This is a genomic window from Bradyrhizobium ivorense, assembly GCF_900696085.1.
Lineage (GTDB): Bacteria > Pseudomonadota > Alphaproteobacteria > Rhizobiales > Xanthobacteraceae > Bradyrhizobium > Bradyrhizobium ivorense.
This window is the reverse complement of the sequence record NZ_CAADFC020000009.1, coordinates 60,570-81,212: the sequence shown is the minus strand read 5'-3', so window position 1 is coordinate 81,212 and position 20,643 is coordinate 60,570. Positions and strand designations below refer to the sequence as shown.

Genomic DNA, 20,643 nt, shown 5'->3' with positions numbered 1-20,643 from the left:
CGGCTCGAACGTCCCGTTCTGTCCAGCTTTAGCCACCAGATTCGCCGGCCGGCTGTTGGCAGTGGCTTGGTTCGTCTAACTTGAAGACATTCCGCAATCGGCATTCTTAGACCGGCAGACGCGCGGCCTGAGCATCCGCCTTGCCTATGTCTGACAAGCGCAGGGTGTCAGATCGACCACGACGTCGGTTGTAGAGATGACGCCTCTGCGATGCGTAATCGCCAGCACGGTCACGTCTTCCGCCAGGCTCCGAATATGGTCCATGATGTCCCGCTCGGTTCGCTCGTCAAGGGCGGAGCTGGCCTCGTCGAGAAGAAGGATCGCCGGCTCGCCATAGAGCGCACGGGCAATAGCAATACGCTGGCGCTCCCCGCCTGAAAGCTTCAAACCGCGTTCTCCAACAGTTGTTTCAAATCCTTCCGGCTGCGCCTCGATGAAAGGGAGAATAGCGGCTTTTTCCGACGCGGCGCGAAGGCGCACCTCATCGCGGGGCCGACCTAGCAGAATGTTGTCGGCCAGCGACTCATTGAGCAACATCACGTCCTGCGGCACGACCGCAACTGCAGCATACCAATCCGTGCGATCGATACCCGTTATATCGGTTCCGTCGACCAGAATACGGCCGCAGTCTGGCGCGATTGATTTCAGGACGAGCCTAAAGATTGTCGACTTCCCCGATCCTGTTTCGCCGACCAGAAAGGTAATCCCGCCGCGTCCAGCCAAAAACGAGACGTTCGTAACGCCACGACCGTTTTCGTAGGCATACCCAATGTCCTCGAAAGATAGCTGGCCAGCGGAGGGCGTGAAATCATGAGTATGGGACGTTCGCCGCTCTTCTGGTGCGCCCCACAGTCTGGTGAGAGGAATGAGGTCGGCGCGCGACCTCGACGCGTCAGAGATCGCGCGCGCGACCATCTCGAAGGGCATACTGAGTTGGAGTATAAGCGTGTTGAATAGCACAATGTCGCCGATCGTGACCACGCCGGCCTGGTAGTCAGGAACTAGAAGGAGAAGAGTGACGGCGAATTGTAGCGCGACGGCTAAGCCGAGCACGGCGATGTAGGGCAGTCGTTGAAGCACGTAGGCTCGACAGTTATCGCGCACCTCCCGCGCTTTCATCGTAAAGCGCTGGCTCATCCAGGCATGACTGCCAAAATGGCGCAACGTGTCCATGGCGTTCATGACGTTGCCCACGAAACGCGCATTCTCCTGTCCGGCGTCGACGGCCCGGTCCAGAAATACGCGCGCCCGACGCGTCGAACTCCAGGTCAATGTAATCGCGGCAGCCCCATAGGCGACGACGATTGCGGCGATCTGAATATTGACGAGCGCACCTAGAGTAGCGATCGTAAGCAAAAGCTGCGCTGCAGCAGGGAAAAAGATCGTAGTTCCAAGCTGGACCATCGTGATCAACGCGCTGCGCCCGCGCGCGGCCGCACTCTGTATTTCCACGGGATTGTGCTCAAGAAAAAAGGCTGCGGTTTTTCTCAGGATGCGATCGAAAAAGCGAGTTGCAGCGATGAAACCCAGGTTCTCTGCTGTCATAAAGGAAAGATACTGCAGCATACGCTGAAATGCGGAAGCTATGCCAAGCAGGACCGCATAAGCCAGCGAAACCCCAGGCGAGCACCGACGTGCCTTCACTCCGCGGCAGACGATCAATCAGAGACGAAAATACATAGGGGGCTGCGACGCTGCTCGCGCTTGAGATCAGCACCACCGTGGCAACGACGAGAAGCAGGCACCGATCGGACCGCCAGTACGCATGCAAGATTTCGGAAATCGGCGACAACGCTGTGTACTTTGACATATCTGCGACGAGTCGAGGGAACGGCGCTTTGCTTTGCGCAGAGAGCGGCATGGCCTTGTTCGCAGGATCTAGATTTGAAACGAACTCGCGTAAAGATGCTCGATGCGGGCTCACCGGAATTTGCTAATCGTTTACCGCCAGTAGGCTTCAAAGGGGCTCTGTCCAGCGCTGTCATTTAGCCCCGCCAGTCTTGGTAGGTTGTCGCCCGGCTTCTCACATGAAATACGTCATGTTGTGGCCGACGACACCCGCGCCACACTATCCGGCTTCTTACTGAAGCATGTGATATCGAGACGACGAGAAGCCCGACCTGTAAGGAATACGACATGAAGAGTGCAACTGCAGACACGCGCAAACGACCCGGGTCTGATGCAACTGACCTTCCCCTACCAGTTCTGCCGCCCCCCACCATTAAGACGCCAAAGGGACCTCTGCCTAACGACAGCGCCACGGAGGGCTGGCTTTAAGACTGATTGCATCATTCTTCACTCTCTGTTAGCGCCCCTCACACGAGGGGCGCTTGAGTTTGCATAAAGCACAATGCTCAAGGCTACTCTGAGAATAGGTAATCTGGAAAACTTCGATCCTGCCGTCAAAGGCTGCTCAATAGCAATTGGTGAAAGCTACATCCGGCCATTCCAGCATAAGAGTCTCGAGAGCTCTTTGGTGAAGAACTCTGAGCAATGGTTCTTCGTCATACGGGAGCGTCAACGAGTTGCAGACGAGTTCGGCACCCACTCCATCGCCACAGAAAACGCTGCTGCGGATCAGCTTCGTCAGCACTACCAACAATGCATGCACTGGCCGCTCGACTTTGTCGTGATCGAGGCCGCCCGTCGAGGTCCCCGCTTGCGGGTACGAGCTGGCCATATCGGCAGCCTGCCGATCTACTTCCACGTGGAGGAACGCACTCGTACGGTTACGCTCTCCTGGGATTTCGTCGACTTTTTGAGTTCATCGCGAGCCATTGATGCAGAGATTATGGCTCATCACCTGTCGATGAGAACGTTTTACTCTGCGCGGCAGCCCTGCATGGGAATTAACTTACTGACTGCCGGCGCAACCTTGTACGTCGAGAGAGCGGAAACTTCTTTTGAGTACGGTTCATTAAATCCGTTTACCGACGAGCTCTCTGGGCGGGAGCAGAGCAATGGTCTCCTAGAGTTTGCGGATACTTTGCAGGAAGTTGTTCTTTCGCGGCCAACGGGCATTTGTGCCAGCGCTGTGGAACTGAGCGGAGGTATGGATTCCGCTTCCGTCGCGATTGCTGTTGGCAAAAGCGTGGAAACGCTAACATGTGGCGGCATACTGCTGGGCGACGGGAGTAGCCCCAGGCAGTCCGATCGGCGAGCGCGTGTTTTGAGCGCACTGAATTGCCGCGATCACTCCCTTGAAATGCACGCCCACATGCCGGCGATTGATCTGAATCTTGCCCCGGAACGACGCCTGCCACTCAATTCAGAGTATTACCTTGAGGCGTTTGAGTCGCTCTGGGACAGGTTTCGTGCTGACGGCTGCGAACTCATCTGGTCCGGCATAGGCGGCGACGAGCTTTGCGCTTGCTCCACCGCCGAAGAGGGAGAGCCCAGATCTTCGTCGTCACGTCACCTGGAGATCGCCGTTGAACTCGCAGAAGGCCTGTTGACAAGGCGCGCGCTCGACGCGGCTCGTTCATCTTTCCTTTTTAGCGCGCCGCTTAGCGCGACTGTGTCCACATTTCTGCTCGCAAGCCTTTGTCATGCTCGCCCACTCGCAAAGCGAGGACTTTGGCCCGTTCGCCCGCTAGGCGATCCGAGATTGATTAATACTGCAGCGAAGCTTCCGCTTGCACTTCGCGCGGACAAGGAGGTACTCCGTTCCTACCTGCGTAATCGGCTGGGCTGTGATGTGTTTCCGCACGGTTATGTAAAGGAGACCTTCGCGCTTGTGTTACCAGAGGCGATTGCGGCTCGTGCAGACACAATTTCATCGCAGCTTTCCTCTTGCGCCCTGGCCGACTTTGGCTTGGTTTCGCGAGAGTCCGTTATGACGCTGTTGAATAGGGTGTTAACAACGCACGAGTTTTCTGCAACAAGCGCCTTGGTTCGCTTCCTCTGGGCGGAGCGCTTCGTTCGGCAACTCTGTTGAGCGCGCCACCATCAACAATCACCTGTCAGAACACCTGCTACAGCAGAGGAAGGTTGAAAATTGGACGTTCTCGCCCATCGGCGCGATGGAACGTGACAGTGTCGGCGTGCATCGGCACGGGGCTCTCAGCAGAGAACGCGACACTAGACGCCACTGCCTACCCGTTTGCTTTATGTAGTTTTCCACGCGATCATGCTCCAGCGACGAAACTGGAGCGGCAGAGCCTGGTCGCAAATCTGTTGTGCAAGAGGACGCGGCCGCTGTTCTCTCGAGCGGCCGGGATGCGAGGCCTCGATCCTCATTTTCTGCTTGGTTTGTATCCCGTGGTTAGTGCTGTACGCACGCCGGATCGGTCAAACAAAAAAACAGATCGCAGATACCATTCAACGGGTCGTCCGCGCATTGAGGATATGACGTATCGGCTACCTGCACCTTGGCGGCGACGGGTTGAGCGGCGGCCTCAGCAACAAAGGCCGGCACTGCCGCCGTTGCAAGCGCGACGGCGCTCGCAGTTACAAACAGCAATTTTTTCATTCCAGAGTCGCTCCCTTAGCTCGGCCCCAAGCCGTCCTCATGGATATATGACGGCGCCATAAGTGGTAAAATTGATTTTCTTGATCAGGTCTATCTACGGAATGGATGAGTTTGACATCTGCGCGGGCTCGGTTACGAGTCGCTCGGAGAAGCCGTTTTTGATCCGGCACCGACCTCGAAGCGGTCCGCATAGATCGAAGCAATCGAACAACGCGGTGACTACACAGTCCCGGCGCAACGACTTGCAGTGCTTGGATACCGGATGTGTGCTGCCCGTGCGGTCCGTCACATTCCTGATGGGTGCAGAAGCGATCTCTTCGTGAGGGATGACTGCGGCGATCGCTGAAATCCATTCGCTTGTTCGGCTACGCTGCAGGCCACACCGCAGGGCTTCGACCCGTTCAAGTACGGCGGCATGCTGCCGATGAAGCGGGAGAGCATTCCTGACCAGAACTTGCCACATAGGGCGATATGGTTGCTGAGCGCGCGGCCGACGTCGTCTCGCAGCGACGGCGCCGCTGGCTGCAGCCGTCAGCGTTGGACTTCCTCGAAGCTCCTGATCGCGGTTGTCTCCTAGCAAGATCCACACGGCGCTCTCCGGGAATGGGAAGATTAATGGAACAAACGGATTATCACCAAGGCGATAGCTGCTGCGAACGTAGAAGCACCAAATGACCATTCACGGATATGCCGCGTTCGCATCCAGGAACGGCATCTCACCCGCCAGTTCGACGCCCTAAAGGCGGCCAGGGCGACCTCGATCTACCGCGAGGAGATCAGCGGTGCCCGCGCCGATCGGCCGCAACTCGCCAAGTTGATGGTGCGCCTCCAACCCGGTGACGTGGTGCTGGTGACGAAGCTGGACCGGCTCGGCCGCAGCACCCGCCAGCTGAATGAGCTTGATCGAACGCACAGGCAAAGCTTGTGCTGCATTCCGCTTGCTCGGCGATAGCGCTGGTCACTCGCACGTCGCCTAGGAGCGACGCGGTTGCGGTTGCCTTGCCGTCAGCGGATAGGAATGTTGAAAGCACTGTCGAGGGATGCTCGGCCTTGCGCAACGACGCAGCTTGCCACAATCGCGCGTCGATCGGGTCTCGCAGCCTGCCAGCGGGTCCGACGATGCGTACCTACTGGCGGCGCGAACAATTCACTGCAGAGCGATGAATTGCCAATGTCGGTAACGACCGAAGCGATCGCAGGGTTCCAGCCCGGCGCGATCGGTCAAAGTGGGGTGCGTCTCATACCCGCGTAAGCTTAACGAACCCTCCTTCGGCCAACTCGGCTTGGTAAGCCCTTCCGTTAAGCTCGATTGTTGTGGGGTTGTTTGCGGTCGGCATGAAGCCTTCTTCGCGCAACTTGTCCATGAGGGCAGGTGTGGCCCATTGCTGTGCTAGCGGCGTTCCGAAGCGCCGATGAACGGTGAAGAAGGCTCCGAAGTCCGGTATCCCCGCCCGGCCTGCCCCAACCACTTGGTCCTCCGCAGGGTTATGAACAAGACGAACGCGATTGGACCCCTCCAAACCGGCCGTGTAGCGGTGACCTTGGATTTCATAGGTCATCGTCGGCTGGTCCGCATCCGGCAAGAGACCACGATGGAACAGCCGCTCGACCATTGAGTCAGGAGCGATTTGCGAACCATGGGAAAATCTTTGGGGGACGGCGAATGAGACATCTATCGCTGCTTCAGGCGCGGCAGATGATGATGGTCCGGCTTCATTCATGATCTGACTGAACAAGTCATGATCTTCCTGTGTCCAGACGTGCGCCGTCGGTGATCCTGGTGAGCGGGCATTATCGATCGGATTGGGATCCATTCAGCTCTCCTATCTGTTATGAGAACAACGGCCTCTTGAAGAATCTTGCCGGCGAGTGAGCTGAGGCTCATCACGAATTCAGACATGTGCGGCTTCGTCATCGAGAGGCCAAGTTCGAATGCTAAAAAGGCTGGCTTTCGAGAAACTGACGAAGGTCGAAGAACGGAAATAAAACCGCGGGCCACATCTGCCACGTCTGAGGCGACCATCTCCGAGCCAAGTCTCGTTCCGCCTGACCTTCGCAGTCGGTGCGCGCGTCTGAGTGGTACATCGCGTTCCATCTGGTGGTGGATGGTTCGGAGGTCTAGGCGATGCGGGCAGACGCCGGGCACAGTCTTGCACCGCATATGTGCATCTCGATCTCAGCCCGCGACCAGTCGTTCTGCCTTACACTTCGAGCCTACACTCGGGTTGCCAACTACGAATGAGCGGGACAGCCCGGCCAGCGCGACAAAGAACAAACGAGACCGCGGCAAGCGAGAAACGAACTGTTCACCTGATTGAGGGGTACAGAACGAACAGGTCCCAGCACCTTCTGGGGGCCATGGAGACCGATGCTGGGACCGTCGTCGCCATATCCGAGGGTAGCAGGTGGACAGGCCAGCTTATTGTGCATCGCCAATTCGATTCGTCAAATCGGCCCAAGGTGCGTATTCTCGCGAGATGCCCATCACTCGGAAATCGCTCGAGATTCGTCGGCTTCCGCCAGCCGAACCACTACTCAGCGCAGCGGTCCGCCTACGCGGGCCGAATGGACATGCTTGCATACTCGCACCAATGTTGACGCGAATTCCTGATCGAGCTCAAGCAGGACGAGGTGCCCCCGCGGTAGCCCACGAGCGAGCGACACCTCGCGTTCCGCCTGCCGCGTTCAGTGGTGCACAGTTTCTCGCCCAGCGGCTGACTTCGCCGCAATCGGCCGAATTTCCTGATCGCGGAAGACGTCCCCGCCTCGGTGATCGAAAACCATCCGGACCGTCCGCTCGCCAGCCTGCAGTGGACGAAGAGCGTGGTCTCCTCGCTCCATCCTCGCCTGAGTGGACGCCTCGGACGTCCTGGAGCGGATCAGCGGCCCGCCTGGTATCCGGAATCGGAGGCATTATTGGTGGTGTCGGCGCAAGCAGCACTCTATTACGAGATACGCGCACTACATCCCGTGTCGAGCGAGCTGCATCGAGCCGAACTCCGCCTCGAGACGGGGATACCCTGCCTGGCCATCAACTGTGCTCAACAAGGACTTGCAGAACGCCGGCGTAAGCTTGCCGCGGTGAATCACGACGTCTTCGTGGCCCATTGCAGCTCGGGCATTCTGCCAGAGGCGATTGTAGCCGCGTTGTTCATTGGATTTCACGTGGCTAGCGGCGAATTCGGCGTCGTCCAATGTCGCCAGCTGCCACGCATATACCGGCCGCTTCGTATGGATGTGCACCCACATCGGACTTGGCATTGCACCATTGCCCAGTGCCTTCGGCTGCAGCTTGATCTCGAACAGCCTCCCTGGCTCGCCCTTCAACGCGCGCGGTGGCTCCAAGGGCGCCACCTCCTCGGCCGCCTGCAAGCGTTCTATGTACTGCTGCGAGGGGAAGGCGTAGGTTTTCATGCAATCCATCTTGATCATGGCCTTTCGCGCCTTCAAAGCGTTTGCCTGCCCCTGCACCTCGGACAACATTGCCTTGAGGCGGACTATTTTGTCGTGCACTTCGGGTACTTGCACAGGCGTGAGTAGGCCGCGTCGACGAGGCTCCTGCAGCGCGGCTACACAGGCCTCAGTCTCGGCGGCATGGCTCTGCAGGCGCTCGACGACGATGTCCACGACGTGACCGGCATCTTCGGGTTTCATGTGGCGCGCTTGCGAGATAGTCCTTTGCTGACCGGCCAGATCGAATTGCAGGAGTTCGTCCAACCGCTGGAGCAGTCGTGTCAGAGCCTCTTTCGATGGCGGGGCCTGCCACATCGCCAAGTGTTCCGTCGCCGACGACGCCCTCGCATGTGCCTCCTCTGCAGTCGCGAGCTTCTTGGTGCCCAGATCCGAAAGCACGATAACCTTGGCCGCTGGCGCCGTGTCGGCGTCTGGCCCAGAGGGCTGCAGCTCCGGCCGCCCGACGGCCGAACTGCCCGCACCAGCGGCCGGCCTGCGCTTGCCTTTCCCCTTCCTGCGCGCCGCAGTGCCTTCAGCCACCGCAGCGTTGCCGGTTGTTTTGACAGGCAGCGCAGCGTCAGTCTCGGCTGGAGGCGCAATGACGGCGGGCATCTTCGGCTGTACTGCCAGAAGACGCATGATCTCATGGGCAGTGACCCACGCGGCTTCCTCGATCTGATCCAACAGTTGCAGCGGCAGGTTCCCACCTGCTCCGACATTCCTTAGCTCGGCAACCATGTCGTGCAAAGCCGACGCAAATTCCGATAGCCGCTCCATGACCCCTTCCAGAACGGCGCAGGGCTCTGCGTCGAGCGCCCGTCCTTTGCTGTTTAGAACAGCATCGCCCGTCGAGAGAAATGCCGGAACAACGTCCTGGATGAAGGTTCCGAGTAGGCGCGCCCGACCGTTCTCACCCAAGAGGATTTGCCCGACGGCCGGCTCGAATGTGCTCGCCTGCGATTCGATCATGACCCGCGCGAGAGCCACCTGCGATTGCAGATGCATGTTCTTGGTAAACAGCGCCCAGCCGGTGTGCAACCGTAGTGCAGCCTGTTCGGCCTGCCGCATCTCGGCCGTTGTGATTGGCAAGTTGGCAGTGGCCGCGCAGACGGACTGCATCCGTTCCGAGCGCAATGCCTTCTTTCCCCACCACTCCACGCAAGCCAAATAGTGTTTTGCCACACTGGACGCCGCTCGGATCAGCTGGTCTTGTGGAGCGTTGGATTGGCGGATCCTCTCAAGCACCTCCGCCGCATTCTTCCTGCTCCCCTCCAGGGCGTAGGTCGTCGGCGTGCCTAGCGCATTGCATCGGTCCGCTGCCTCGAGTGTCTCGTCACGAAGTCGACGAGCCTGATCGTCAGACAGAATGCTGCGCGCTACATGTGAGGGCAGGTTCGTGTAGTAGTCCAGAACTGCTGAGCCCGCCTTGACGAACTGATCGATCAGTTCTTGCTCCTCCGACGAATTCTGGGCGTTCATGGCCGCATTGCGGCAAGTATCAAGTTCCTCAAGCAGGCTGTCCATTTTTCGCCTTGCTGTGTTGATCCCCTCACCTCCTGAGGAAATGGGGACTGCCACACCAGAACCGGACGGCTGGCTCGCGAGCACCGCCGCTCCATCTTCAGGCACAGAGCTCATCCGCTCCACGACGGAGTCGAAAAATTGGCTGCCTTCCGCAGGGATGAGACCGGACTCCGAGCGCGAACTGCTCGATCCCGACGTGCTGTCGGCTCCTGCAGCCCCAATGTGCGGTTCGCCAGGTCGGCCTATGCCCGTCATGTTCCATCTCCGATACAGTCAACAATGCGCAGCCGGACTGGATAGACCGCCTAGCTGACGACTGGCTGACGAAGGGCGCTCTTCGGATGCACAAGAAAAATCCGAGTCGCCCGAGTTTCCGATTCCATGGAAGCTGCTGTGGCACGGGAGACTACGACGCAGCGAAGAACGCGACGCCGCAGGATAGTGCCGTGCCGTGCAGGGCCGCAGCCTGGCGTTACCCCGCCGTGAGAGCCATGTGCGCTGCCAGCCGCGCAGAATGGCCGTGACGGCGATGCTTAAGAACTCGGCCGATGCCGGCGGCTTTGTCTATGGAACAGCCTTGCCAAGGGCTATCCCGAATACTGAAGAGCCGTCACAAGCATGCCCGTATCGTGCAACGGACTGGAGATTGGTGGCGAACGAAAGTACCGCCGGATGGCAGACCTTCGGCAGCCGCAAGCGTCCTGTTTCCGGGCAGGAGATGCTGATCTTCGATCGAAACGTTCACGGATCCAACGATGCGCAAATCCCGGCTGGATGTGGACAATTCGTCAAAGCAACATCTTCTTCCTGCATTCAAATTGAGCAGAACCGACGTTGCGCAACTCCAAAATAGGATCTCGCTGAAGACGCCGTCCATCCAAGCGTACTTAGAATACGCTCATAAAAATATCGCAGCGAGCGTGCCCAGCGCACCGAGCGCCAATCCGATCAGCGAGCCTGCCGTCGGCACGTCTCGAAACAGCAGCAGGGTTAGAGTCGGTTCCACCACTAAAATAGCTCCTACCGATATCGCGATGATGATCCAGATGTTCTCAAGATGCATGTAGCCCAGTGCATATCCGAAGACGAGCAGGATGCCGCCGACGGATATCAGCAGACACATCGGCAGGAGCGTTGTCAGATCTCCGCCGGCCTTTCCAAACTGCTTTGAGGCAATCAACTCTGCGATGATCGAAAGCGCCTCTCCAAGGAAAATCGCCCCCACCGCAACAATCTTCAATGTTAAGCTCATTGCCTGACGTACCGAAAACGCTAAGTCAAAGGTCGCTTCCAAATTGGAATCCATCTGGCTGCCTTTGACAGCTGGAAACGCAAAGAGCCTCGGCCGTGCACCCCGTTCATTCCCCTCGCAGGCACTCAATGCCTGCTGAATGCTGCCCAGCTCCCGAGATGGTCGACGCCGCCGGCCTCCTCGCATTTGGCCGACAGCCCGGTGCCGGAAATTCCTTCACGCCGATCAACCGCTTTCGCGGACTGTGCAGCGAAGAGAGAGGTCAAAGAGGCAGACCAAACCGCGCTGCTGGCGGCTGCCAAGCCGGAGCATCACGACCTAACCTGTAATCCGCACAGGAAGAGCGGAATAACCGTGCACAAAGTTCGACGCAATTCGCTGGGGTTCGCCGACAACCTTGACTTCCAGTCGCGCCTTCAAGATTTCCTCCCAGAGGATTTTCAGCTGCAGCTCCGCAAGATGTCGACCAACACAGCGATGGATCCCGAATCCGAACGAAAGATGCTGCCGCACGTTCTTGCGGTCGATGACGAAGCTGTCGGCGTCCTCGATGACCTCATCATCGCGATTTCCAGAGATGTACCACATGACGACCTTGTCGCCCTTCCTGATTTTTTTCCCACCGATGATGGTATCGGCCGCGGCGTTGCGGCGCATATGTGCGATGGGCGTTTGATATCGAATAATCTCGGACACGGCGCTCGAGACCAGTTTGGGATTATCGCGCAGCTTTTGCAGCTCGGAGGGGTGCTGGTTCATGAACAGGAGGCCGCCGGTAATCGAATTGCGCGTGGTGTCATTTCCACCGACAATCAGCAGAATCAGATTGCCAAGAAACTCACTCGGCTCCATGTGTCGAGTTGCAGGCGAGTGTGCCATCATGGAAATCAGGTCGAGACGCGGCTTGGCATTGATGCGCTCGTTCCAAAGCCGCGCGAAACACGCCAAGCACTCGGACAAGATCGCACTTCGCTTGTCCCAGCTGTCGATCGGCTGGCCAGTTCTCGGCATTGCAACAGCTACATCCGACCAATAGGTCAAGAGACGCCGATCCTCAAATGGAAAGTCGAATAGCGTGGCAAGCATCTGCGTCGTCAACTCGATGGAGACCCTATCCACCCAATTGAAGTCATCGTTACGCGGCAAGCCGTCCAGAATCGTCCTGACGCGACGACGGATCAAGCTCCCGAGCTTCGTCAAGTTTTCCGGCGCGACTATCGGACTTACAGTATCACGCTGCTCGCGGTGCTTGGGCGGACCCATCTTGATGAAACTCTGCGTCCAGTGCTTGTCAGGCACGTCGACAATGGTGACGCCCTGCTCCGACGAGAATGTTTTGTGATTGGTATCTACCTCCACGATATCGCGGTATTTCGTTACGGACCAATATGGACCATAGGGGCTATCTTGGCAGTAGTGAACGGGATCTTCCCTTCGCAGCCGCTCGAAGTAACCCCATATGCTACCATCTTGAAAGCGCTTGCCTTCGCTTACATCCAGATTGCTCAGCGGGATCTTACACGCGCCGTCGGTTCTGTAGTCTGCCAATTGTGTTTTCATGATCGTGTCTCCGCAGATTTTGCTCTCTTGAGAGCTTGGAGATCCACAGGTCGCGATCCATCGTTTCGAGCTGCCGTGGCGTTTTGTTGCGAGCGGATCATCGCCCCAACAGAATATGCCAAAGCGCGGGCAGTCACCCCTACCAGTTCCTGCAGGTAAAGATCGCATTGACTTTCCAACTCGAACTGCCCAGTGGATCGATGAGAACAATCCTCGCTACACAGACGTCGCCCAATGCCAGCGAGATCGCTGCTCGAGCCACCAAACAGTGCAATATGAGGGGCGACCTCCTACTTCTTTAAGATGGCAGATGCGACGTCTTCGGCTGCTCACAGCCGCACCTTGGCCGCAGAATCGGGCGGAGAGCACGAGCCGCGCTGGTCGTCGGCGAAATCGGTTAGCACCGCTCCGCCGAGAAAGGCCCATTTTGTCCTCAATATGGCAAGAAGCCTGCTTCATCCATCATCCTGACCAGCAACTTGCCATCTAACCGGAACAGGAAGCTTTCGCGGACGATCGCCGCTAAGAGCTTGCGATGCTCGATCGCTTGTCCATCGCATTCATGGTGCTCGAACAGTTCGCGAGCGCAATCGCTTGCGCGACAAATAGAAAGATGGTCCAGAACCTGCGCTGCCATCGGGAGGCCTTAGGATGTCCCGTTTGGGCGGATCCGGCGCTGGTTCCGCATCGCTACGGCTGCGGAAGCATCTGCGCAGATCCTTCTAGCGAGGACACCCAGCCCAGCATTCGGCGTGCGCCGACTCGGAACGAAGATGTTAGTGACAGCCAATGGTGCTACGCAGCGGCCAACGCGTAGAGAGCCGGGTTGGCACGCTAGGCCTATCCCAACTTCGGTATCGCATGGTCGAGATCGGCGCATTGCCAACGATGAGATAGAAGTTTGGTGTAGGTCATTTCGCCAACGTGCATATCCTGTATTTGCAATCCGTGAGGAGCAAAGCTAGCGCCTCCTCATCGAACGCTGCGCTCCTTCTCCAGCAGTTTTTTGCTCCGGCGCCTGAAAGGACCCGACAATATGACGGCATATCCCATGGTGTTACAAAACTTACGCGCCGCCAATCCTGGTCGCAGGGTATTGGAGATAACCACGACCGCAGGATGCATCGTCCGGTGTTCTTATTGCCCCCAAGACAAGTTCGCCGATCGGCAAAGACCCGTTTCTCAAGCGAAATACCTAGGTCTTCAGGATTTCGAGCGGTGTCTTGCACGCGTGCCGACGGCTACCGACATCAGTTTTGCCGGCTACTCGGAGCCTTGGCTCCATCCGAAGTGCACCAGGATGGTTGAGCACGCTTTCGCACGTGGCCATGACATCCGAATTTTCACGACCCTCGTCGGAATGAACGGGAGTGACGTTCGGCGCTTGCAAATGCTGCAGTTCAGGGCTTTCGTCGTCCACGTTCCTGATGACGGCACTTATATGAACAGCCGGCTCGTCGGAAAGTCCTATCTCAATGTCATGCGCCGACTCGTCGAGGCGAACATTCCCTCGATTCGATTCATCGTCCTGGGCAAAGTCCATCCCGACCTCGCCGACATCATTCCCGCCAACACGCTAGAGCGGTTGCGGCCGCTGAGTAGCAGGCGAGGATGTCTAGATTCGAATATCATCAAACCACGACAGCCGGCCATCGGAACTTTGACGTGTGTTGGTAAACAACAACATCGGAATGTCCTTCTCCCAAACGGCGACGTTACTCTGTGCGGGATGGATTTTGAGCGCCGTCATGTCCTGGGTAATCTTTTGCGCGACGAATACGCATATCTCTTCGAAAGCCCAACTTTTCACGAAATCGTCGATCGCATGAACGGAATGAATGGCTTTCTGCTCTGCAGGATGTGTGAGTTTGCCAGTCCGCGGCCGTCGGGATGCGATATGGATGCCGACCAACAGTCGTGACGGCCGCATCGCGCGAGTGAGGAGGTCAAGACTTCTCTGAAGAACGACATACAACCAAAGCCAATTCACTCGCCTCGTGCCGCAAATGCCCAAACCGATGGTAAACCCGCTAGATCGGATATACGATGACACTAGGCGGATCAGAGCCGCGCTTCAGTGAGGTGAACCAGTTGAGAGCCTGCTCTGTAGAGGGCCTCACGGGCGGCACGAAACCGCCGATATTCAACCGGCGCGGCTGGAAGTGGTAAATCCTTTTCCGCAAGGCGGCCGAGGACGTAGGACGCCAACACGCGGCCGAAGACGGTCCCCGGTGCAATCCCGCGCCCGTTGTAACCACCGAAGGAGACGAGGTTACGGTCGAGCTTGTGAAAGCGCGGCAGATGGTTGGGAGTCATCCCGATCATCCCGAACCAGCCGGCTTCGAACTCGACGTCGCCGAGCTGCGGAAACAGCCTGCGTAGCGACCTGATCGCCCAGGCTCGGTGAACCAAGGCGCCGATACCCTCCAGAGCGCCAACGCTGCCGAACACCAGACGGCCGGACTGATCGCAGCGAAACGAGGAAAGGACCTCGCGGGTGTCCCATGCTCCTTGGCGTTCGGGCAAGATTGAGGTCCTGAGACGATCTGGTAAGGGCCGCGTTGCCAAATTGAAGTAGGGTAGACAGATCTGCTCTCGCTGAACCTGCAGCCAAGGTCTTTTGCCGTAGGCGTCGGTGGCGACGATTACCCACTCAGCACATACAGATCCCATTGCCGTGCCGACCCTCCAGCGCAACCCCATGTCGCTGACTGTGAGGACCTCGGTCTGCGCGAATATCCTCGCGCCCGCTGCAAGCGCAACGCGTGCCAAGCCGCGCACATAGGCCAGTGGCTGTATTGTACCGGCGCGCGTGTCGAGCAGCGCGCCGGTATAGTTGCCACCACCGACCTTTCTGCGCGTTTCCTTCGCATCAAGCACCAGGACCGGAGCGCCGCGTTTCCGCCACTGTTCGGCACGAATCTGGATTTCCTCTAAGCCCCTGCGGCCGACCGCGCAATGCAGGGTCCCCGTGCGCTCAACTTCACAGTCGATCCCATGTCTCTCGATCAGTTCAAAAACCTCTTGCGGTCCTCCACCCAGTAATTCGATGAGCCGCTCTCCAAACGGAGGGCCAAGCGTGTCTGAGAGCTTGTCGGGCATGACCCACATGCCCGCATTGACGAGCCCGACGTTGCGCCCGGAACCGCCGAATCCAATTTCGGATGCCTCCAGCAGGAGGACGCGCACGCCGCCCTCCGCGAGGTGGATAGCCGCAGAGAGTCCAGTATATCCACCGCCGATCACAACGACATCGGCTTGCAAATCACCCACGAGAGGGCCGGTATACGGCGGCGCTGGCGCCGTCAGCTCCCATAACCCGTGCGACTTGCGATTGCCTTGCATCCGACGAACTCGTTCTGCAACGCATCAGGCTCGGCCGGCGGTCTTCGTTATCGAACTACCGATCCGAACGAGTCCTGAACCGGCACTTTAACAGTTTGACCAGCAGCAGCGCTTGGCGGGATCCAGGAGCGGAAGAGGCTTCACCGAACCGTTAGCTCCCAGATGATCCGGATATGCCCCCCATGAATCGATGGTCGGAAAATATGCATATTTCTAGCACGCAGCTTGCTGTTTTCGATCAAGTTCAGGACGTGCCCAATATCTCCCTGATCAGAAAAGACGACATACATCAGGCCATTGGCGTTGAGCCAATTATGCGCTCCCCCGAGAGCTGTGGCCATCGCTCTGTGGTCTTCGTCAAAACAAGAACGCTCCAGGTCGTCCCTTGCTTTTCGGTTCCAGTACGGAGCGGCAAACAGAATAAGGTCGAACTTTTCTTCAGGCAGCAGGGCAGAATAAATGTCACTGAGGCGCGCTTCTGCTTGCTCGGTATAACCTAACCGCTCGATGTTTAACTTTGTGGTGAGAACGGCTTGCGGATTGATATCGAGAGCCACCAGGTGTTCTGCCCCAGCGCGAAGTGCCGCCAACCCCAGGACGCCTGATCCGCATCCCAGATCCAATATTGTTGCTCCAGATTGGATGTGCCACTTCGATATCAAGGCATCGGGAGCGTGACTTAGGCGTGGCGACAGAACGCCGGGGAGAATGTGCAAGAGCATACCGCACACTTCCACGTCGTGCGGGTGTTCGCATGACCGCAGATCCGCGATCATAGCGTCTACATCGGTCGTTTGGCGTCGCGCCGATATGGCTTGGGGGGCAGTCATTTCAACTCTCCAGTTCGCTAGCGCGCGCTTTGCCTCATCGTCCTGCCATCCAATCGATGGAACGCCCTATTGAGCAACTGCGGCAGCTGTTCACGCTCGGTGCACTGTACAAGGCCTACTGGTTTAAAGAAGTTTCGAGCAGGTTTGTCCCAACGGGTCTGATGCACTTTGCGCCTTCGCTGACTATCGTTGCCTCTCAATAGCAACGGCCGTGCCATCGGAATTCAAATCGCGCTCGGCTTCTGATTTCCTTGGAGAACGGGCGCCGGCAGCCCTGGGGTGTTCTGCCGCCCCGGCGAGCGTGTCGGCGCGAGTGTCGGACTCCGAACACGTATGACCGAGTTGGTGTACGGATGGCTTCGTGTCCCGGCGAGTTTCAGGGCAGTCGACCAGAGCGCAAAAATCTCGACGGTCTTTTAGAATTCACGTTTCGATGAAATCGCGTCAGGAACGGACAAAACTCCGCTCTATTCACGGTTTTGATGCCGCCCAAATGACTATCTAGCTGATCTAAAGGAGTGCTACTTCGCCCTGCGCAGGTCTCGGATCATCGAAACTCGCCGAATGGCATACCCGTCGTCGCGATCATACCGCGGATCGCCTCAATCGAAAGCTGACGGACCACGATCATCAATGGAGCGGCACACCCCTCTTGCAGTTCAACTTTTCAACCGTCCCCCTTTTTTGTTACGAACTTTCTTTGGGGCCCCCGCCCCATGCTGCAGCGCCTCCGCGCAGTGAACGTCGTTGGGTCCTCCCGGTCCCAACATGGCCGTGTAGCGTTCGCCGGCAATCTCGTAGTTCATGACCGGATGTTCCGCAACAGGCAAGAAGTCCCACTGTGCTCTGGGCCGCAGCGCCTTGGTTCATCATCCGTCCAAAATAGTCTTCAGAGGCGAAATTCTGCGGCCGCGAGCTAGGCTGCCAGGTCGCGGCATCGAAAAGCTCTTCCTGAGCGGCGCTTTGATCTTGTCGTTTGGCAGCAGCTTGCTGGCGTAACTGAGTAACTTATCGTCATCCAGGCTAGCCATTGATTTGCCCGACCGTTTCAGCTCCTCAGCCAATTTGCGAAGCCGACGATCATAAATACTGATGGTGACAGAGCTCGGCGGTGGGCCTCGCTCGAGAGCAGCACCGGACGCTGCCTGGATGAGGCGATCGTCCTCCTCAGTAACATCATAGAGCTCTCTGCCGAGCCAGGATGTCCCAATGACCCGTTTCTTGATCCACGGTCAGCCCTACACGGCCGAAAGCCTACCCGGAGGCGGCGTTCTTCTCTTCCATCGGCCGCTATTTGGCTGAACGAAGGGCTCGTCGGCACGTTGGGACAGCTTCCCAAGGGGCTCCCGAAGCCACGAAGATCTTTTGCTTCCAGACGTCCTAGAACTGCGTTCCAGCGCTGTCCGCCAAACCTGACCATGCCAGTCACAGCATGATCTCAAGCAGGATCTATCTTTCAGACGACCAGATCCGAGCACCATCGGGATACAAGATGCGAACGCGCTACAAGACGATGGCTTGGCCGAGGTCAAGCGCCAATCATCGCGGGCCGGCAGATTAATCGGATTGGAAGGAATGTCTCACAAGAGTCTCGGACAATGATGCGAACGTACTTTGGCGACCCGTTTTTTGGTTTAATGAGGCTCCTTGGCTCCTGATCGTACGAGCATAGCCGGAACTGCCGATCTTCCGATCACAAAGATCCGATGAGGATCGTCAGCCCTCATACGGCGGCGTTGAGCGAACTGGCGCAACTTCGTACAACTCGGGCGCCGGACGAAAAGACGGTCAAAAACAATCTGGCCGTCTTCACGATCTAGATTATCGTGCCATGTTCGGTGAAGCATCCACGCGTTAAGGAAACGGCTTCGAAGTGCTGTCCCTGGGCAGTGCTCTTGGTTTACCAGATGAACCTTGCGCCATCAGGCAGATCGCAGATGAATTCGCCCTGGTTCACGAGTTCGGTGGTCCCGACGACAAGCTTCGAGGCCCGAACCGTGAGCTTGCCTTCGCGGCTAAGGCTATGGCGGATGTATTCGGTCACGGCATGCCCGGAACTGTCCACCGTTTGGTGCGCATTGGCGAAGCTGATGCCGTTCTGGGGCGTCACCCTGAAGGCATTGATGACCAGACCAGCCTGCGTCGCCGACGCAGGCTTGCTACCCTCCGCGGTGGCACAGCGGCTCATGTCCAGGATGAGCTTCACATTCTTTCCGGTCTGCAGGGCATTGAGCACCTCGGTGTATTTCGGCGACGGCTCGTCGGCTCTCGCCATCGTGCTCATGCTTGCGGCCGAAAGCAAGGACAACAGGATCGCCAGCCCTCTGCCAGTAAACTTCATATGCTCTTCTCCTCGATAAGTACCACAGATCGCATGTTGCAGACGTCGTCCTAGCAAGCCGTTTGGCGGATTCCAGACATCAAGCACGCCCGCGCTTGTGACAAAAACAACCTGTCGCAACCAGGCGCAAGTGGTTGTGACGGCTATTCCGACGTCACAACCTCGTAGGTCAGGTTCGCTAAAGTGGCCTGGCCTCATGCAACATCGCTGGAACGATTTGATCGAGCGGCGGCCGCTTGGAACTACAAACGGCAACCGGCCGCGCTAATCCAACGGAGGCCGATATGAACGAGAGAATGCGGCTCTCACATGTGCCTAAGCGGACGATTTCCGAAAGAACACGTCGACCAACCGCATCTGCCAGCTTGTCCACGTTGAGACCTGGCAAGGACTCTCTGCCACCCAGACGATAGGCCGGCAATGGATGGCCGGGCGAACAAGCTCAGTCAAGGCACCGGATCTCTCCCTCGTCGAAACAGGAATGCCAGATGGCACAAAGCAGCGTCGACTTTTGTTATATCGCTTTGCGCAGCTTCCGTCTGGCGGACCGCTCGCCTCGCTGAACTGAATTCATCCGGCGCCCCTCAAACGGATACTGGCTTCCTTCCTGGTCCGTCAGCTTCTCGAAAGCTGCACCTGCAACACTCCATGCCAACGGCCGGCACTCCAGGGGTGATGGAAGAGAAATGAATGTTGATCCACGGAATCCCGCAGATACTCCCTTTGAGGCTCACGACGTCTTGCAGCAGCCGCACCGGGTGGACCGGCAGCCAGCCGAGCTGAACGCACACACCGACGCGCCGGCACACCGGTCCGAGGATCAAGCAAGCTTCGAGCAGCAGCTAAATGACTTGGATTCGGTTAACCCCGCGTCCGATTCAGTCTGCCTTGCGGCAAATCCCGGGACGGCCACGTCTGCGCCGGACGAGGTCGCCACGGAAACCGGTCGCTATCCAGCCACATCATTTGTCAGCGCCCGCGCTAAGCTTGCCGCAACGCTGACAGGTGCGCTTGATGCGCTCAGAAGCGAGATCGATCTTGCCGACCAGCAATCAGCACGTTGGTCGCCAGCGACCGCTGCTTTCGATGCCAGAGTCGATCGGGACCGCATCTTCGACGGTGTAGCGGGGTCGTCATACGTCACACTGCGGCGCTTTCAGAACCAAGACAGCGATTCCAAGCTGCGCACGAAAGCCGACACGAGCGCAATATCGCATGTTCGTAACACGGCAGGAGATCATTCCTCCCGTTGGTGATCCTCTGGAACGATATCCTATGGACCTTGCGCGCCTGGCTGGATGGCATATGCGCGGCACGACAACAAGATTCTCCTTTCGTGTCGTTAGTTTGAGGATCCGTCAAAACTCGTCGTTTCGCGCGACCACTGGGCACGAGCGATCGCCAACAATGCGAGCACGTTGCACACTTACACCGTACCGAAGTCCTCGGCTTGGACGCCAGACGACGTCCTGAGCAGTATTGGGCTTCGAATCAATGTCGGGGATCAGGACAACATCGATGCAGATGTGGATCTGATGTGCTCCCTGGGCAGAGCCCCAACCCGAGAGACCGAACGCCTGTTTCTAGGCGGCAATCTCGACGACTACCGGACCGCCCGCGAAGACAATCCGTACAGGCGTGATGGCGCTGAATAGATAAGCTACCGATCGTGCTCTATCGCGAAAACGTGCATCCATGTGCAAACACCGCGGCAGCAAGCCTAGGGCGAGCTCGAGGATACGCGCAAACATCGCGAACAACAGCCACCGCAGCATGCGCATCAAGCGGCCTTCAAATGACTCAATCGACGCCAACATCCCGAGAGCGGGGTCCGACGCGTGGCGCCCATTCGACCAGCCATTCCAAG

The 20,643-nt window shown here is 57.9% G+C and carries 15 protein-coding genes; 5 read left to right on the top strand and 10 right to left on the bottom strand.

Features of this window, described 5'->3' with window-relative positions; genetic code table 11:
• Positions 1 to 144: 144 nt before the first annotated feature.
• Positions 145 to 1,566, bottom strand: coding sequence for an ABC transporter ATP-binding protein (locus CI41S_RS12845; RefSeq protein WP_244626497.1), 1,422 nt, complete (start codon positions 1,564 to 1,566; stop codon positions 145 to 147).
• Positions 1,567 to 2,350: 784 nt separating this feature from the next.
• Between CI41S_RS12845 and CI41S_RS12840 the strand changes: the two genes are divergently transcribed.
• The gene (locus CI41S_RS12840; RefSeq protein ID WP_139859395.1) at positions 2,351 to 3,937 is read left to right on the top strand and encodes an asparagine synthetase B family protein; all 1,587 of its coding nucleotides are present in this window, start codon (positions 2,351 to 2,353) and stop codon (positions 3,935 to 3,937) included.
• Between the two features lie 327 nt (positions 3,938 to 4,264).
• On the opposite strand, the gene CI41S_RS12835 is transcribed toward CI41S_RS12840, so the two are convergent.
• A complete protein-coding gene (locus CI41S_RS12835; RefSeq protein ID WP_139859393.1) occupies positions 4,265 to 4,471 on the bottom strand; it encodes a hypothetical protein in 207 nt (68 codons plus the stop codon).
• A 628-nt stretch (positions 4,472 to 5,099) separates the two neighbouring features.
• Here CI41S_RS12835 and CI41S_RS45295 point away from each other — a divergent pair.
• Entirely contained in the window at positions 5,100 to 5,423 is a 324-nt protein-coding gene (locus CI41S_RS45295; RefSeq protein WP_139481276.1) for a recombinase family protein, read from the top strand.
• Positions 5,424 to 5,709: 286 nt separating this feature from the next.
• Here the strand turns inward: CI41S_RS45295 and CI41S_RS12825 are convergent, their stop codons facing one another.
• Complete coding sequence (locus CI41S_RS12825; protein ID WP_139859390.1) at positions 5,710 to 6,285, bottom strand: hypothetical protein; 576 nt, start codon at positions 6,283 to 6,285, stop codon at positions 5,710 to 5,712.
• Between the two features lie 1,147 nt (positions 6,286 to 7,432).
• Positions 7,433 to 9,703: a hypothetical protein gene (locus CI41S_RS12820; protein WP_139859388.1), complete on the bottom strand. Its 2,271-nt coding sequence runs from the start codon at positions 9,701 to 9,703 to the stop codon at positions 7,433 to 7,435.
• 196 nt (positions 9,704 to 9,899) lie between these two features.
• Here CI41S_RS12820 and CI41S_RS12815 point away from each other — a divergent pair, with 196 nt between their 5' ends.
• Positions 9,900 to 10,301, top strand: coding sequence for a hypothetical protein (locus CI41S_RS12815; RefSeq protein ID WP_172628017.1), 402 nt, complete (start codon positions 9,900 to 9,902; stop codon positions 10,299 to 10,301).
• A 45-nt stretch (positions 10,302 to 10,346) separates the two neighbouring features.
• On the opposite strand, the gene CI41S_RS12810 is transcribed toward CI41S_RS12815, so the two are convergent.
• The 3 genes from CI41S_RS12810 to CI41S_RS12800 all read right to left on the bottom strand — a co-directional run bounded on the left by CI41S_RS12810 (position 10,347) and on the right by CI41S_RS12800 (position 12,897).
• Positions 10,347 to 10,754, bottom strand: a complete 408-nt coding sequence (locus CI41S_RS12810; RefSeq protein WP_244626496.1) for a hypothetical protein — start codon at positions 10,752 to 10,754, stop codon at positions 10,347 to 10,349.
• Between the two features lie 264 nt (positions 10,755 to 11,018).
• Positions 11,019 to 12,260: a cytochrome P450 gene (locus CI41S_RS12805; RefSeq protein ID WP_139859384.1), complete on the bottom strand. Its 1,242-nt coding sequence runs from the start codon at positions 12,258 to 12,260 to the stop codon at positions 11,019 to 11,021.
• A 433-nt stretch (positions 12,261 to 12,693) separates the two neighbouring features.
• Positions 12,694 to 12,897, bottom strand: a complete 204-nt coding sequence (locus tag CI41S_RS12800; protein WP_139859382.1) for a hypothetical protein — start codon at positions 12,895 to 12,897, stop codon at positions 12,694 to 12,696.
• A 399-nt stretch (positions 12,898 to 13,296) separates the two neighbouring features.
• Between CI41S_RS12800 and CI41S_RS12795 the strand changes: the two genes are divergently transcribed.
• On the top strand, positions 13,297 to 14,181 hold the full coding sequence (locus tag CI41S_RS12795) for a radical SAM/SPASM domain-containing protein (protein WP_244622139.1): 885 nt from the start codon (positions 13,297 to 13,299) through the stop codon (positions 14,179 to 14,181).
• A 140-nt stretch (positions 14,182 to 14,321) separates the two neighbouring features.
• On the opposite strand, the gene CI41S_RS12790 is transcribed toward CI41S_RS12795, so the two are convergent.
• From CI41S_RS12790 to CI41S_RS12775, 3 genes are all read right to left on the bottom strand, one after another.
• A complete protein-coding gene (locus CI41S_RS12790) occupies positions 14,322 to 15,605 on the bottom strand; it encodes an NAD(P)/FAD-dependent oxidoreductase (protein ID WP_139859379.1) in 1,284 nt (427 codons plus the stop codon).
• 140 nt (positions 15,606 to 15,745) lie between these two features.
• Positions 15,746 to 16,435, bottom strand: coding sequence for a 50S ribosomal protein L11 methyltransferase (locus CI41S_RS12785; protein WP_139859377.1), 690 nt, complete (start codon positions 16,433 to 16,435; stop codon positions 15,746 to 15,748).
• Positions 16,436 to 18,335: 1,900 nt separating this feature from the next.
• A complete protein-coding gene (locus tag CI41S_RS12775; protein ID WP_139481131.1) occupies positions 18,336 to 18,776 on the bottom strand; it encodes a VirK family protein in 441 nt (146 codons plus the stop codon).
• Between the two features lie 686 nt (positions 18,777 to 19,462).
• Here CI41S_RS12775 and CI41S_RS44275 point away from each other — a divergent pair.
• Positions 19,463 to 20,032 carry a hypothetical protein gene (locus tag CI41S_RS44275; RefSeq protein WP_244626495.1) on the top strand — a complete coding sequence of 190 codons (570 nt, stop codon included), beginning with the start codon at positions 19,463 to 19,465 and terminating at the stop codon, positions 20,030 to 20,032.
• The last annotated feature ends 611 nt before the right edge of the window (positions 20,033 to 20,643 follow it).

Coding starts and splice junctions, on each gene's coding strand:
- CI41S_RS12775 (WP_139481131.1), bottom strand. CDS start 18,776: ATGAAGTTTACTGGCAGAGGGCTGGCGATCCTGTTGTCCTTGCTTTCG.
- CI41S_RS44275 (WP_244626495.1), top strand. CDS start 19,463: ATGAATGTTGATCCACGGAATCCCGCAGATACTCCCTTTGAGGCTCAC.
- CI41S_RS12785 (WP_139859377.1), bottom strand. CDS start 16,435: ATGACTGCCCCCCAAGCCATATCGGCGCGACGCCAAACGACCGATGTA.
- CI41S_RS12840 (WP_139859395.1), top strand. CDS start 2,351: ATGCTCAAGGCTACTCTGAGAATAGGTAATCTGGAAAACTTCGATCCT.
- CI41S_RS12810 (WP_244626496.1), bottom strand. CDS start 10,754: ATGGATTCCAATTTGGAAGCGACCTTTGACTTAGCGTTTTCGGTACGT.
- CI41S_RS12820 (WP_139859388.1), bottom strand. CDS start 9,703: ATGACGGGCATAGGCCGACCTGGCGAACCGCACATTGGGGCTGCAGGA.
- CI41S_RS12790 (WP_139859379.1), bottom strand. CDS start 15,605: ATGCAAGGCAATCGCAAGTCGCACGGGTTATGGGAGCTGACGGCGCCA.
- CI41S_RS12800 (WP_139859382.1), bottom strand. CDS start 12,897: ATGGCAGCGCAGGTTCTGGACCATCTTTCTATTTGTCGCGCAAGCGAT.
- CI41S_RS12795 (WP_244622139.1), top strand. CDS start 13,297: ATGACGGCATATCCCATGGTGTTACAAAACTTACGCGCCGCCAATCCT.
- CI41S_RS12845 (WP_244626497.1), bottom strand. CDS start 1,566: ATGCTGCAGTATCTTTCCTTTATGACAGCAGAGAACCTGGGTTTCATC.
- CI41S_RS12825 (WP_139859390.1), bottom strand. CDS start 6,285: ATGGATCCCAATCCGATCGATAATGCCCGCTCACCAGGATCACCGACG.
- CI41S_RS12805 (WP_139859384.1), bottom strand. CDS start 12,260: ATGAAAACACAATTGGCAGACTACAGAACCGACGGCGCGTGTAAGATC.
- CI41S_RS12835 (WP_139859393.1), bottom strand. CDS start 4,471: ATGAAAAAATTGCTGTTTGTAACTGCGAGCGCCGTCGCGCTTGCAACG.